The 13891-nt window shown below is 67.4% G+C and carries 11 protein-coding genes; 8 read left to right on the top strand and 3 right to left on the bottom strand.

The annotated features are described in order from the left end of the window. The first annotated feature begins 77 nt into the window (after positions 1-77). From GOACH_RS18900 to GOACH_RS18910, 3 genes are read left to right on the top strand one after another with little or no spacing between them, the layout of a single operon-like run. On the top strand, positions 78-1406 hold the full coding sequence (locus GOACH_RS18900) for an AI-2E family transporter (protein WP_040519137.1): 1329 nt from the start codon (positions 78-80) through the stop codon (positions 1404-1406). Continuing rightward, on the top strand, positions 1403-2536 hold the full coding sequence (gene macS / locus GOACH_RS18905; protein WP_005178298.1) for a MacS family sensor histidine kinase: 1134 nt from the start codon (positions 1403-1405) through the stop codon (positions 2534-2536). The genes GOACH_RS18900 and macS overlap by 4 nt, the downstream gene beginning before the upstream one ends. A 13-nt stretch (positions 2537-2549) precedes the next feature. After that, positions 2550-3215 (top strand): response regulator, encoded by a 666-nt coding sequence (locus tag GOACH_RS18910; RefSeq protein ID WP_005178300.1) that lies wholly within the window; start codon positions 2550-2552, stop codon positions 3213-3215. Between the two features lie 45 nt (positions 3216-3260). On the opposite strand, the gene GOACH_RS18915 is transcribed toward GOACH_RS18910, so the two are convergent. From GOACH_RS18915 to trmB, 3 genes are all read right to left on the bottom strand, one after another. Next, a complete protein-coding gene (locus GOACH_RS18915; RefSeq protein ID WP_005178301.1) occupies positions 3261-6386 on the bottom strand; it encodes an MMPL family transporter in 3126 nt (1041 codons plus the stop codon). A gap of 134 nt (positions 6387-6520) precedes the next feature. Then, complete coding sequence (locus GOACH_RS18920) at positions 6521-7297, bottom strand: NYN domain-containing protein (RefSeq protein WP_005178302.1); 777 nt, start codon at positions 7295-7297, stop codon at positions 6521-6523. Then, positions 7294-8127 carry a tRNA (guanosine(46)-N7)-methyltransferase TrmB gene (trmB, locus tag GOACH_RS18925; protein WP_052004073.1) on the bottom strand — a complete coding sequence of 278 codons (834 nt, stop codon included), beginning with the start codon at positions 8125-8127 and terminating at the stop codon, positions 7294-7296. The genes GOACH_RS18920 and trmB overlap by 4 nt, the downstream gene beginning before the upstream one ends. Before the next feature lie 115 nt (positions 8128-8242). Between trmB and GOACH_RS18930 the strand changes: the two genes are divergently transcribed. The 5 genes from GOACH_RS18930 (at position 8243) to GOACH_RS18950 (ending at position 13876) form a co-directional block, all read left to right on the top strand. Continuing rightward, positions 8243-9082 carry a hypothetical protein gene (locus tag GOACH_RS18930; protein ID WP_005178304.1) on the top strand — a complete coding sequence of 280 codons (840 nt, stop codon included), beginning with the start codon at positions 8243-8245 and terminating at the stop codon, positions 9080-9082. Between the two features lies 1 nt (position 9083). Next, on the top strand, positions 9084-10430 hold the full coding sequence (locus tag GOACH_RS18935) for a hypothetical protein (RefSeq protein ID WP_157227850.1): 1347 nt from the start codon (positions 9084-9086) through the stop codon (positions 10428-10430). Further along, a complete protein-coding gene (locus tag GOACH_RS18940) occupies positions 10427-10765 on the top strand; it encodes a DUF6802 family protein (protein ID WP_005178307.1) in 339 nt (112 codons plus the stop codon). The genes GOACH_RS18935 and GOACH_RS18940 overlap by 4 nt, the downstream gene beginning before the upstream one ends. 217 nt (positions 10766-10982) lie before the next feature. Continuing rightward, positions 10983-12809, top strand: a complete 1827-nt coding sequence (locus tag GOACH_RS18945; protein ID WP_005178308.1) for a phosphoenolpyruvate carboxykinase (GTP) — start codon at positions 10983-10985, stop codon at positions 12807-12809. Between the two features lie 44 nt (positions 12810-12853). Beyond that, the gene (locus tag GOACH_RS18950) at positions 12854-13876 is read left to right on the top strand and encodes an esterase-like activity of phytase family protein (RefSeq protein ID WP_005178309.1); all 1023 of its coding nucleotides are present in this window, start codon (positions 12854-12856) and stop codon (positions 13874-13876) included. Positions 13877-13891 lie beyond the last annotated feature (15 nt).

The raw sequence follows: 13891 nt of genomic DNA on the forward strand, positions 1-13891 counted from the left end.
TGACTTCCGTGGACCATGCCGCCCAAACGCACGACGGATATCCCGAGGATGCAGGCGCGCGTGCGTCGCACCGGCCACTGTCGGACGTGGATCGGTCCAAGGTCCACCCGTTCGTTCGTGCCACCGCCGAGTGGACGTGGCGCGTCGTGCTCATCCTGTTCGGGTGCTATCTGCTCATGCGGATCTTCCTCGAATTCGAGCAGGTGCTGGTGCCGGTGGCGCTGGCGATCCTGGTGTCCGCGTTCCTCGTTCCCGGTGTCGACTGGCTCGACCGGCGGCGCGTGCCCCGCTCGCTTGCCGTCGTCATCATGCTTCTCCTCGCGCTCGGCGTGGTCGCCACGGTGTTGACGTTCGTCGGGCGCGCGTTCGTTCACGGGTTCCCCGCCCTCACCGCCGAGATCACCGAGACCATCGACCGCACCCGGCAATGGCTGGTCGACGGCCCGCTCGGAGTCGACGAATCGCAGGTGCGCAACTTCGGGTCGAACATCATCTCGTTGATGGAGCACAACCAGGCCAAATTGGCGGGTGGTGCTCTCGCCACTGCCACAACGGCGACCGAACTGGTCACGGGAGCGCTGCTGACGCTGTTCCTGGCCATCTTCTTCCTCTATGGAGGCGGCCAGATCTGGGAGTTCTGCTGTCGATTGGTGCCTCGGCGTACGCGGGGCCGTGTGGCGGCGGCGGGTGTGGCGGGGTTCGGCACACTCGTCGGGTATGTCCGGGCGACCGTGATCGTGGCGCTGGTCGATGCGGTGTGCATCGGTATCGGACTCGCCATCCTGCGTGTACCTCTCGCACTGCCGTTGGCCACGGTGATCTTCCTGTTCTCCTTCATCCCGATCGTCGGCGCACTGATCAGCGGCTCGCTGGCCGTGGTCATCGCGCTCGTGACGCAGGGCTGGTTGACCGCGGTGATCGTGCTCGCGATCCTCATCGGCGTGATGCAGCTCGAAGGCCATGTGCTGCAACCGTTCCTGCTCGGCCGGTCGGTGCGGCTGCATCCGGTGGCAGTCATTCTCGCGATCGCCGCGGGAATCGTCGCCGCCGGTATCGTCGGCGGTCTGTTCGCGGTACCGGTGATCGCGTTCGCCAACACCGCGGTCCGATACCTCTCAGGCCACCGGGACCTCGCGGTGAGTGAGGGTGACGGCTCGTTTCATTACGCACAACCAGACGAACCGCATTGGGACACAAAGAGTATTGACGACGCCACGGCGTCGGCGGGCCTGTCCGTCGAGGAGGCGCTCGGAGTGTCGCCTGCCGATGCCGAAGCCGACGTCGAGCGTGGACTCGACGGAAGCGCGAGACGGCCGCGCCACGATTCGCACACCCGACCCGATGCCGACGAACAGCGCGGCAGCGAAGACGAGGCGAGTGGAACGGACTCCGACGAGCGGCCATGAGAAGTGATCCGGTCACTCCGCTGTGGCGCGGGGCGCAGGTGTTGCGGCTGTTGTCGTATCTCTACGCGCTGGGGTTCCGGATTGCCATCGACGATGGTCTGGTGCATCCCGGTGTCGCGTGGGTGCTGTTCGGGTTCCTCACCGTCTGGACCGTGGCCTGTGGAGTCGCGTACTACGTAGGCTTCGGACGCAACTGGTACTGGGTCGGTGCCGAACTGGTGATCGCGTGTGGGCTCATGTTGTCGACGTCGTACGTCGCGAGCGAGTCATGGGCGCTGAACAATCAGACCTGGCCGACGACGTTGTGGGCGACCAACGCGGTGATCTCGGCAGCCCTGCTCGCGGGACCCATTGTCGGACTGGCGGCTGGTCTCGTCGTGGGTGGCACGAGCGCCTTCGTCAAAGGCTGGCTCGACCTGAACTTCGGCCGCAACGCGTCGATCATCGTGATGCTCGTGTCCGGCGTCGCGGTGGGTCTGGCCGCGGTCAACGCCCGGCGGGCGCACGCGGAGCTCGCCGCTGCGGCGCAGATCGCCGCTGCCGCAGCCGAACGAGAGCGACTCTCCCGCGAGGTGCACGACGGTGTGCTGCAGGTACTCTCGTTCATCTCCAAGCGTGGTCGCGAGCTCGGCGGCCCGACAGCGGAACTCGCCGAGCTCGCCGCGACCCAGGAGGCCGCGCTGCGGCGCCTGATCACCGATGTCGACGGCGGGGCGGAAGCGGCCTGCGGCACCGCGGATCTGACCGCACTACTGCGTGCCGCCGGAGGCGATGGGACCGCGGTGAGCGCACCGGCCGAACCCGTTGTGATCGATGCGACCACTGCTCGCGAGATCAGTGCGGCGGTGATCAACGCGCTCGACAACGTCGCACATCACGCGGGGCCGGGCGCGCGAGCCTTCGTGCTCCTCGAGGACCTCGACGACACGGTGGTCGTCAGCGTCCGCGACGACGGTGTCGGCATTGCCGCAGGCAGACTCGACGAGGCGCGTCGGCAGGGCAGGCTCGGCGTCGCGCAATCCATTGTCGGAAGAATCGAATCCCTCGGGGGCACAGCGATACTCGACTCGGATGAAGGAATCGGCACGGAATGGGAACTGACCGTACCGGTGACACGGGTGACACGGTGATTCTGGAGAAGATATGAGCGAGACAGGGATAGACGCGGGTTTGCGGGTGATGGTCGTCGACGACCATCCCATGTGGAGGGACGGGGTGGCGCGTGATCTCGCCGACGCGGGATTCGACATCGTGGCGACGGCCGATTCAGTGGGCGCGGCCGGCCGTCGAGCGGGAGCGGTACGCCCCGACGTGGTGTTGATGGACATGCAGCTGCCCGACGGCAATGGTGCGGAGGCCACAGCCTCGGTGCTCGAGGTCTCACCGGCGACGCGGGTGCTCGTGCTGTCGGCGTCCGATGAGCGCGACGACGTACTCGATGCCGTGAAGGCCGGTGCGAGTGGCTATCTGGTGAAGAGTGCGTCGAAGGAGGAACTGATCGAGGCCGTGCGCGAGACGGCCGCGGGGCAAGCGGTGTTCACGCCGGGGCTCGCGGGACTCGTGCTCGGCGAGTTCCGTCGTATGTCGGCAGAACCCGACCGCCCCGAACAGGCTCCGGTACTGACCGACCGGGAGACCGAGGTGTTGCGCTACGTCGCCAAGGGCATGAGCGCCAAGCAGATCGCACGAAAGCTCACCTTGAGTCACCGCACCGTCGAGAACCACGTGCAGTCGACGCTACGAAAACTCCAACTCGGCAACCGCGTCGAGCTCACGCGCTACGCGATCGAGCACGGCATCGACGAGTGAGTGCAGGGCTGACCACCTGATGCAGACTGTGTGCCGCGGTGCGACTCACTCGCCGGAGCGACTGCGGCGCAACAACTCCTGAACACTGATCTGCCGGTTCTCGCCGGGGTTCTCGTCGGCGCGCGCGTGTCGATCTGCCCGGCTCTGCCTGTCGTCGGGGCGCTGACGCCGCGGCGGCGGGGTGCGGCTCTCGAGTCCCTCGCCTGGCGCAGCGGGTTGCGGTGCGGGTCGCCCGGCGTCCGGGGATAGTCCCCGATCCATGGGCGACTGCGGGCGCTCCGGAGTGCGTCGTTGCGCGGTTCTCGCCTGCTCCGGCGACAACGAGGCGACGAGCGGACGTTTACCGGTCCGATCGAGGTCGGGGCGTCGGCCCAGCGGCGACGGGCCTGCAGTGCCGCCCTGCGGCTGGTTGAGGCGAATGCCGCCCTCGCCGAGCATCCAGCGTCCGGTGTCGGGACGATCGGACTTCACTCGACGCGGTGTGGGGCGTGCCGTGCGCGACGAGCGGTCGCGCACCGGCTCGATCTCGTCGAGCGTCTGGGCGGGGCGCTGATCCCGCAGTGCGGGTCGGCGATCCGACGGCGGCTGCGACGGGCCGACACGTGCAGGCGGTGGCTGTGTACCCCGACGCTGGGCCGGGTTCGGCGCCGGCCGCACGGGAGCAGGTGTCTGCGGGGGAGCCTGTCGACCGGCCGGCGCTGATACGGCGCGCGTCGACCTGGTCGCAGCGCCCGCCGGGACCGTCGCGGCCGCTCGGGGAGCTGCGCGCATCGCCGTGGTCGGCACCTCCGAGATGAGCGTGCCCGCACGCCTGCCCTGTGTGCCCGCGCCCGCCGTGGCGAGCTTCGCATCCGGCTCGTCGTCGAGGATCGTCTCGCCGAGCCCGATCTTGCGCTGGACCGTCTTCATCCAGCGCGGTGCCCACCAGCAGTCGTCGCCGAGCAGCTTCATCGTGGACGGCACGAGCAGCATGCGGATGATCGTGGCGTCGAGGATGAGGGCCGCGATCATGCCGTAGGCGATGTACTTCATCATCACGATCTCCGATAGCCCGAAGGCGCCGGTCACAACGATGAGAATCGCTGCCGCTGCGGTGATGATGCGACCGGTGTGCGCGGTACCGACGCGCACCGCCTCGGTGGTGGTCGCGCCCTTCTGTCTCGCCTCGACCATGCGGGACAACAGGAATATCTCGTAGTCGGTCGACAGGCCGAAGACGATCGCGATGATCAGCACGAGTACCGCCGCGAACAACGGACCAGGGGTGAAGTTGGCGATGGAGGCGCCATGGCCGTCGACGAAGATCCACGTCAGGATGCCCAGCGTCGCGCCGAGTCCCAGCGCCGACATCAACGCCGCCTTGATGGGCAGCACCAGCGAGCCGAACGCGAGGAACATCAACAACCCGGTGACCAGAACGAGCAGGATCGCCATGAGCGGCAATCGGGTCAGGAGTGCGTCGATCGAATCCTGGACCAGTGCGGGCGTTCCGGCCACCCACATCTGGATGCCTGCGGGTTTCTGGATGGCGCGAAGATCCTTGACCGCCTCGCCGGCGGTGTCGCGGTTGACCAGCCCGGCCGACATCTGAATGACCTGTGGCCCGTTGAATCCGTAGGTGCCGGTCAGTGCGCCGTCGTCGGCCGACGGGCTGAACTGTTTGGTGAAGCCGGGGATCTTGTTGGCCTCGTCGGCGATCTGCTGGATCTTCGTGCCGCTCTCCGGGTCGTTCACGTCGTAGGAGATGACGAGTTTGACCTCTTCGGTGCGCTCCTTCGGGAACGCCTTGTCGAAGTCCTCCTGCGCGACTCGGCTTGCGTTGTCGGGGGGCAGATAGGCCTCGCTGATGCCACCGAACTTGATGCCGCCGATCGGGATGGTCAGCAGTAGCAGGATCAGGACCGTCGGCACGGCGGTGGCGACGGGGTGCCGCATGACCCAGCCCGACAAGCGCCCCCAGAATCCGTTCTCGATCTCGGCCTTGGTCTTGGTGCGACGTAGGAAGGGCAGTCCGAAGGCGTCGATCTTCGGGCCGAGGATGCTCAGGATGGCCGGTAGCACGGTGATGGACAGGATCGCCGCCAGCGACACCGAGAAGATCGCACCGTAGGCGACAGACTTCAGGAATCCCTGCGGCATCATCAACAGACAGGCGATGGCGGCGACGATGATCGTCGCCGAGAAGACCACGGTTTGCCCCGCGGTCATCACGGTTCTTCGTACCGCTGCCTTGGTGGTGTACCCCTCTGCCAGTTCTTCTCGGAATCTGCTGACGATGAAGAGGCCGTAGTCGATCGCGATGCCGAGTCCGATCAGCGTGACCACCGACTGCGCGAAGATGTTCAGTTCGGTGAGCTGGGCGATGATCGTCATGATGCCCAGCGAGCCCGCGATGGTCAGACCGCCGATGAACACCGGGAGGCATGCGGCGATGACACCGCCGAAGATGAAGAACAGCATGACCGCGACGAGCGGGAGCGCGATCAGTTCGGCGCGCCGGATGTCGTCGTCCATGCCGCTGGCCATGGCGCCCGCGACCGGCTGCAGACCGGCGAGCTGGAAGCGGGTGCCGTCGAGCCCGTACTTACCGGGATCGTCGACGACGCCCTGCAGGAACGGTTCGATCTTCTGGTAGTTCGCGAGTACCGCGGTGTCGTCGTTGCCGGCCACACCGATGCTGATGAAGGCCTGTTTCTTGTCGGCGGTGAAGGTCCGCGACCTGATGGTGTCCTGCGCGGCCTTCTGCGCGACCGTGTTGTCCTTCAGATAGAAGGGGTCGATGATCTCCTGGTTGTTGCGCAGTGCGTTCTCGTAGGCCTGCTTGTCGGTCGAATCGGGAGCGGCTGCGGCACGCTGTACGACGTCGGGGTGCTGTTGCAGCAGATCGTCGACGACCTTCTCGACCTTGGTGCCGAACTGCTTGTCGTCGACTCCGGTGCCCGCGGGCGGGGTGATGAGCAGGATGACGTCGGAGCGGTGGTCGCGGCCGAAGGAGGTGTCGGCGACGACCGAGCCCTTCGACGACTGAGCGGTCGGATCGAACCAGCCGCTCTGCGAGAGGTGGCTGCCGAGTCCGAGGCCGTAGAGGCCGAGGCCGCCCATGATGACGACCAATACGGCGATGACGGCAAAGCGCATCCGGAAGACGAATGTGCCGATGGCTCCGAACACGCCGACTCCTTTCGGGAAAGGTCTCGCCTCGGGAAAAGTCTCGCCGAGATTGTTTCAGTGGTGCCTGAGTGCTTGCTGAGGTTTGGGCGCTCTGGGTTCAGACGCTGCGCGCATCACGAGCCGCAGCCGTCATCTCAGCGGAGAAGCGCCCGCAGTGGCCGGAACGGGGTGAGCCACGCGCCGTCGTCGGGCAGCGAGTCGAGTCCGATCCGAGGCAGCGGCTCCCGGAAGACGCCCGAGATCTCCTCGAGATCGACGAACTCGAGCCCGTCGGTCGACAGCGCCCAGTTCACGTGTTCGCGGAATCCGATCACCGTCACCGGCACGCCCTCGGCGGCGATCTCGACAAGCGGGTCCCGGAACGCCTGACCGTCGGCGGATGCGACGATCAGCCCGGCTAACCCAACAGTGTGCCTGCGAAGCTCGATGTGGTCGAGCATGTCGGGGTCGACGTCGCTGTCCTCGGACAGCTTGGGCTTGGCGAACACCGCGTACCCGACGTTGCGCAACGCGTCGACCCACGGCCGCACGACATCGGCGCTACCAGGCACGATGTTGGTGAACACCGTGGCTTCCGGCTCGATGTTGACCGCGGTGTCCGGGTCTCGCGCGGTGTCGCCGACATCACCGTCATCATCGTCGTGTCCGACACCGTCATCATCGTCGTGTCCGACGGAGTGATCGTAGGCCGCGACGGCTGCCTGCGCCGAGAGGTCGGCGGTCCGCTGGAGCAGCCAGCGGCCCAGGGCGTCGAACCGTGGGCGGTGCGCAGCGGTCGGGCGTCCCCCGAGGATGGCTCCGAGGCCCATGTCCATGTTGGGCGCGTCCCAGACCAACAGGACGCGTTGTGCGCCGCTCTGGCCTGAGATCGTGTCGGCGAAGCGGGTGGCCGATCCATTGGTGTCGGTCATGAGTGCACGCCGCCTGTCGCAGTGTTCGAGGGCTGGTTGTGTGAGTCGGGTGCGCCGGTAAGGGTTTCGTTCGGGCGCACGTACACGAACTCGTTGACCTCGCGGCCCTCGCGTTCGGCTCGGCCCTCGAATTTGGTGGTCGGACGCTCGAGGGAGACGGGGACCGCAGCGGTCGCGGGGACGACGTGGAGGTTGTCGGGGTTCTGTGTCGCCAGGATCTCGGCGATCCACTCGGCGTAACCCGCATGGTCGGTGGCGATGTGCAGGACGCCACCGGGCCGGAGTCGGTCAGCCATGAGTTCGATCGTGCCCCGCTGGACGAATCTGCGCTTGTGATGGCGGGATTTCGGCCACGGATCGGGAAAGAAGAGTCGGATCGCCGTGAGTGACCCCGACGGGATGAGCTCGCGCAGCACGACGACGCCGTCGCCGCGGATCATGCGCACGTTGGTCAGTCCGGTGCGGTCGACGAGGCCGAGGAGCTGCGCGAGGCCGGGCTTGTAGACCTCGACCGCGATCACGTCGACGTCGGGCTCGTCGGCGGCCATCGCGGCCGTCGAGACGCCGGTTCCGCTGCCGATCTCGAGCACGCGTGGCGCCTCGCGGCCGAACAACGCGGTGAAATCGATGGGCGGCTCGGGCGTGTGGGCGGGATCGGTGGCGAGATCGCGTCCGAGGACCGGCCAGAGCGTCTCCCAGTTGCGCTGCTGGCCCGGCGTCAGCGTGCCGCGGCGGAAGCGGAAGCTGGTCACGCGCGGGTAGAGACGTGACGAGTCGCCTTCGGCGTTGGCCGATCCGGGGGAGGAGTTCACCGGTCCATCGTGGCCCATCGAATCGGCCATGCACACTCCGACACCCGCTTGTGCAATCTGCTGCGCCGCCCCGCCCAACTGCGACTACCCTTCCACCAGGGAAGATCGACCGGTCTCGAGCGGGGGTGAGTGCGTGATCGATCCATCGGGTCCGCTCGCGCTCGCACTTTCGTCGGGGGCGATCGGAGGGCTTGTGGCGCCCGATTCGCCCGCTTTCGACACTCTCGACGCCGCCGCCCGCCGCTACGTGCGGCCTGTGTCGGTCGCGGTGACCGGACGTCGAGGGGTCGGCCGCGACACGATGGCCGATGCGCTCCACCGGCGGTTCGGCGTGACGGCATCCGTCACCGGCGACGGGCGGGATGTGCTCGCAGCTGATCTCGTGGTCCACGTGCTCGCCGGAGCGCCGCGTCGCTCCGACCGGCAGATCCTCGCCGCGTCGCCGCGCGAGCGGACCGTCGTCGTACTCGGCAAGGCCGACACGCTCGACGCCGATGCCGTAGACAGAATCGTCCGCGCTGCCTGCGATTCGCTGGGTACGCCGGTCGTCGCGGTCTCGCAGTTGTCGGCGAGCGTCAAGGTCTCCGAGGCCGATCTCGAGTTCCTTCGCGGGCTCGTCGAGGCCGGCGAGACACTGCCGTCGATGTCCGGGCGTTTTCTCGCGGCGGCACCGGCGCACTCGCCGTCGTGGCGGATGCGCTCCGACATGCTTCGCCGACTCGACGCCGCGGGTATCCGCTGTGCGCTGAGCCTGATCGCCCGCGACGATGCGGCGGCGGCCGACGCTGCGACGCTCACCGAGTACCTCTGGGGAACGAGCGGATTCGACGGCCTGAGCGTCGAGCTCGGGGCACGCATGCCAGCGGTCGCGGAGCATCGGGCCGCGCATGTGCGTGCATCTCTGGAATCGGCTGCCGCAGCAGGTGCCGATCGCGACAACATCGAACTACTCCTTCGTACCGGAGGTGGATGACGTGCGTGCTCAACCGTCGACGCTCGACGCCGTCGGTGCGCAGTCGGGGCAGACCTCGGTTTCGGCCGGCGGACGGGTCGTCGTCGCAGCCGCCGGGGGAGTCGACGTCGAGGCGCTCGTTGAGGCGTGTCGGGAGGTAGGCGCATCGCGCGGGGCGCCGACGATCGACTTCGTCGGGTTCGATTCGGACCACGGCCACGCAGCCACCAGTGCGGCGGTCTTCGTGATCGATCCGGCCTCGGCCGTCGTCGACGACGAGGAGATCGCGGTCCTGCACGAGCTGACCGCTGCCGTGGGCAACGTGGCCCTGGTGTGCGGCCGCATCGAATCGTTCTGGGACTGGCCACGGATCGTGCGTGGATACCGGGCAGAACTCGACCCGGACGAACTCCTGCCCGTCTTCGCCGTCTCCGCGACTGCAGCCCTTGCGGGTGCCGTCGACGAGTCGGGCATCGGCGACCTGATCGAGTGGTTCTCGACGCCCGCCTCCGCGGTCGGGGACGGGGTCGCCGCAGGGACACCGACCCCGGCGGGCGAGGTGATGTCGGTGGGCGATGCGCGCATGCGCGCCGACGCGTTGGCGACCAGGCGTGCACGACTGCTCGCACAGAGAGACAGAGGACGGTCGGATCGACTGGCGTCGCTGCGCGCGGGCATCGTCCGGGTGCGGGCGCAGAGCAGCGCCGACATCGCCACGCGGGTTCGTGAGCTCGCCGCGGGCGCCGAGCACCGCAGCAACGCGGTGACGAATGCCGACGTCGAGGCCACCGCCACCTGGCTCGACCGGGAGATCGCCGGACTCGTCGCCGACATCGACGCCGTCACCCACGCCCGACTCGACGCCGTCGCGTCGTCGACGCTCGTCGGACTCGACGTCGACGATCCGCCCGTCCAACGCGCCGACGAGCCGATGGGTACCCGTCGCGACGTTCCGTCGGGAAGACGCACTGGTGAGGACGCGATGGTGTTGGTGATCGGGGCGTCGACGGGCATCGGGATCGGGCGGCTGGCCGTCGCGCCGCTGGCGTCGGTCCACACGCTGCAGTGGATCAGCATGCCTGCGGCGCTGCTCCTCGGGCTCGCCGTGGCGGTGTGGGTGATCCGCATGCGGCGCGCGGCCACGACGCGCGCACAGGTGCGGACCTGGGTCGGCGAGGTTCTCGCCGACGCCCGCACGCGCGTCGAACGCCGGGTCGCCATGGTGCTGTCGGAGGCCGAATCACGTATCGGTGGCCAGTTGCTGCGTGCCTACGAGCGGCAGGGGCGTCGGATCGCCGACGAGGTCGCCGAGATAGATGAACGCCTGCGAGAGCTCCGCACGGCGGTGACGGGAAGGAGCGAGAAGTGAACATCGACCCGTTCGAGTTCGGTGACGACCACCAGGAGTGGGCAGGCCCGCTCGTGCCGGGTGAGCAGACCGATTCACCCATCGACAACCTGCTCATGCACGACGACGGCCGCATCTGGGACCTCGGTCCCGCCGATGTCGACACCGACGCCGATGGCGTGGCCGATTCGCTGACCCACAGCGGCCCCGGAGGCCTGACGGTGTACACCGACACCGACCACGACGGCCAGGTCGATCGCATCACCCAGGTGGGCTCCGACGGTTCGTTCGCGTCGCAGGCGCTCGACCGGGAGAGCGGCAGGTGGGTGGCGACCGACTCCGGCAGGCTCGACTGACCTGTTCGCGTTCGGGTGAAAGTCCTGGTGGTCAGTGGGTTGCGCGGCATGGGAAATCCGGTTTCGGCGGCCTTGCAACCCCTTCTGACGTGTGCGAATGTGGCCTATACCGCATCTCCGAACCCCAGGCCCTAGCGCACGCTCGGTCACAGTATCCTGGGGGCAAGCAACCCATACAGGGCGGCCGATGCGGGTCGCCACCTCGGAGGAGGAATTCATGACCGCCGCCACGATTCCGGGCCTGGAACCCGGCACCGCTCCGACCACACACGAAGCGCTGTTGGCATGGGTGGCCGAGGTCGCCGAGCTCACCCAACCCGACCGTGTGGTCTGGTCCGACGGCAGCGACGAGGAATGGGAGCGTCTCACCGCAGAACTCGTCGAGTCGGGCACCCTGGTCAAGCTCAACGACGAGCGCAAGCCCAACTCCTACCTCGCCAAGTCCGATCCCGCCGACGTCGCACGTGTCGAGTCGCGCACCTTCATCTGCTCGGAGAAGGAGGAGGACGCCGGCCCGACGAACAACTGGGTCGCTCCGGATGAGATGCGCGCAACCCTGACCCCGCTCTTCCGCGGCAGCATGCGCGGCCGGACGATGTACGTGATCCCGTTCTGCATGGGTCCGCTCGGCTCCGACGATCCCAAGCTCGGCGTCGAGATCACCGACTCCGCCTACGTCGTCCTGTCGATGAAGATCATGACCCGCGTCGGTCCCGAGGTGCTCCGACTGCTCGGCGACGACGGCTTCTTCGTCAAGGGCCTGCACTCGGTGGGAGCTCCGCTCGAGCCCGGCCAGGCCGATGTCCCGTGGCCCTGCAGCCCCGACAAGTACATCACCCACTTCCCCGAGACCCGCGAGATCTGGTCCTATGGATCGGGTTACGGCGGCAACGCGCTGCTCGGCAAGAAGTGCTACGCGCTGCGTATCGCGTCGGTCATCGCCCGTGACGAGGGCTGGATGGCGGAGCACATGCTCATCCTCAAGCTGACGAGCCCGGAGAACAAGGTCTACTTCGTAGCCGCGGCGTTCCCGAGCGCGTGCGGTAAGACCAACCTCGCGATGATCCAGCCGACCATCCCGGGCTGGAAGGCCGAGACCGTCGGCGACGACATCGCCTGGATGCGTTTCGGTGAGGACGGCCGCCTCTACGCCATCAACCCGGAGTTCGGCTTCTTCGGCGTGGCACCGGGCACCAGCATGGATTCCAACCCGAATGCGATGAAGACCATCGACGCGGGCAACACCCTCTACACCAACGTCGCGGAGACCGACGACGGTGACATCTGGTGGGAGGGTATCGGTGGCGAGAAGCCCGCGCACCTGACCGACTGGCTCGGCAACGACTGGACACCCGACTCCGATCAGCCTGCAGCCCATCCCAATTCGCGCTACTGCACGCCAATCTCACAATGCCCGTCACTGGCATCGGAGTGGGACGACCCGCAGGGTGTGCCGATCTCGGCGATCCTGTTCGGCGGACGTCGCAAGACGACGGTCCCGCTGGTGACCGAGGCGCGCGACTGGCAGAACGGCGTCTTCATGGGAGCGACGGTCGGCTCGGAGCAGACCGCTGCGGCCGAGGGCAAGGTCGGCACGGTGCGCCGCGACCCGATGGCGATGCTGCCGTTCATGGGCTACCACGTCGGCGACTACTTCCAGCACTGGATCAACCTGGGCAAGAACGCCGATGCGTCGAAGCTCCCGAAGGTCTTCTACGTCAACTGGTTCCGTCGTGGCGACGACGGCCGCTTCCTGTGGCCGGGCTTCGGTGAGAACAGCCGTGTGCTCAAGTGGATCATCGGCCGCATCGAAGGCGAGAACGAGGGAGTGCAGACCCCGGTCGGCATCGTCGCGAAGCCCGAGGAGATCGACGTCACCGGACTCGACGTGCCCACCGAGGACCTCGAGGCCGCGCTGGCCGTCGATCCGGAGGAGTGGCGTCGTGAACTGCCGCTCATCGAAGAGCTCTTCGAGTTCGTCGGCGAGAAGCTTCCGACCAGCCTGCAGGACGAGCTCGACGCCCTCAAGCAGCGGCTGGGCTGACGTCACCTTCTGTCACTCCTGTAACTGAGGTATCGTTGCCCCCTATGAGTCTTCGCTCGTGGGGGGCAACGATCGTCTCTGTGCTCCTGGGAACCTCGGTACTTCTCGGTGTGTCAGCTGTGTCCGCCGGATCGGCGCGTTCCGCGACGCCGATCATCGCGCGCTACACCGATACCGGCTTCGTCAACGGGGTGCCGACATTCGGTGCCATCTCGGGCATCGACAGGATCGGCGCCAACCGGTTCGCGATGATCTCGACCGACGTGGGCCGCGGCGGTCCCGCACGGTTCTTCACCAGTCAGTTCAACTACACATCGGGTGTTGCCGGGTTCACGTCGAATCCCGGAATCGACGGCGGCGGAGTACTGCTCGGGCCGGGCAACATCCCGCCGCTGCCCGGTTCGGCACAGTACGAGGGACTGAGGGCCACGAGCAGCGGCTACGTCGTCGTCAGCGGAGGCGATCACCAGTTCGTCCGGTTGCAGGGTTCCGGGCCGGTCGCCACATTCACCCGCGACCTCGGGCTCCCGGCTGCCTGGCGCCCGTCGAAGAAGTCGGGTCTCGCCGGACAGCGCGGACTGACCGGTGTCGCCGTCGGGCCACGTGGGCAGATCAGCGTGATCACCGCGGGTGGTCTTCGCCAGGACCCGGCGACCTCGGCGCGGTTGCTGACATTCGGAAAGACCAACTCGGAGTTCGTGTATCGCACCGATCCGCAGAAGAGCGTTGCCGATGTGCTCGCGGTCAACAACACCGACTTCCTCGTGCTCGAACGCGGCAAGGGCCGCAGCACGGCGATCTACTGGGCCACCACTCGAGGTGCCGATCAGGTCGGTGGCCGCGCCACACTCTCGGGCGCGGAGAAGGCCATGCCGAAGCGGTCGATCTTCACCACCGACTCGACGCCGCGACTGGCCACCGGCAACATGTCATCGATGGCGTGGGGGAACTGGCAGCCCGACCTCCCGTGGCAGGACTACCGGACCCGCACGTTGTTCGTCGTGACCAACAACGCGTTCGCCGGACCCACCCGGGTGCATTCTTTCGAGGTTCAACTGCCCCGCTGACTGTCGGTCTCCACC

It is taken from the genome of Gordonia aichiensis NBRC 108223, from assembly GCF_000332975.1.
Classification (GTDB): domain Bacteria; phylum Actinomycetota; class Actinomycetes; order Mycobacteriales; family Mycobacteriaceae; genus Gordonia; species Gordonia aichiensis.

Coding starts and splice junctions, on each gene's coding strand:
- GOACH_RS18910 (WP_005178300.1), top strand. CDS start 2,550: ATGAGCGAGACAGGGATAGACGCGGGTTTGCGGGTGATGGTCGTCGAC.
- GOACH_RS18950 (WP_005178309.1), top strand. CDS start 12,854: ATGAGTCTTCGCTCGTGGGGGGCAACGATCGTCTCTGTGCTCCTGGGA.
- trmB (WP_052004073.1), bottom strand. CDS start 8,127: ATGGGCCACGATGGACCGGTGAACTCCTCCCCCGGATCGGCCAACGCC.
- macS (WP_005178298.1), top strand. CDS start 1,403: ATGAGAAGTGATCCGGTCACTCCGCTGTGGCGCGGGGCGCAGGTGTTG.
- GOACH_RS18945 (WP_005178308.1), top strand. CDS start 10,983: ATGACCGCCGCCACGATTCCGGGCCTGGAACCCGGCACCGCTCCGACC.
- GOACH_RS18920 (WP_005178302.1), bottom strand. CDS start 7,297: ATGACCGACACCAATGGATCGGCCACCCGCTTCGCCGACACGATCTCA.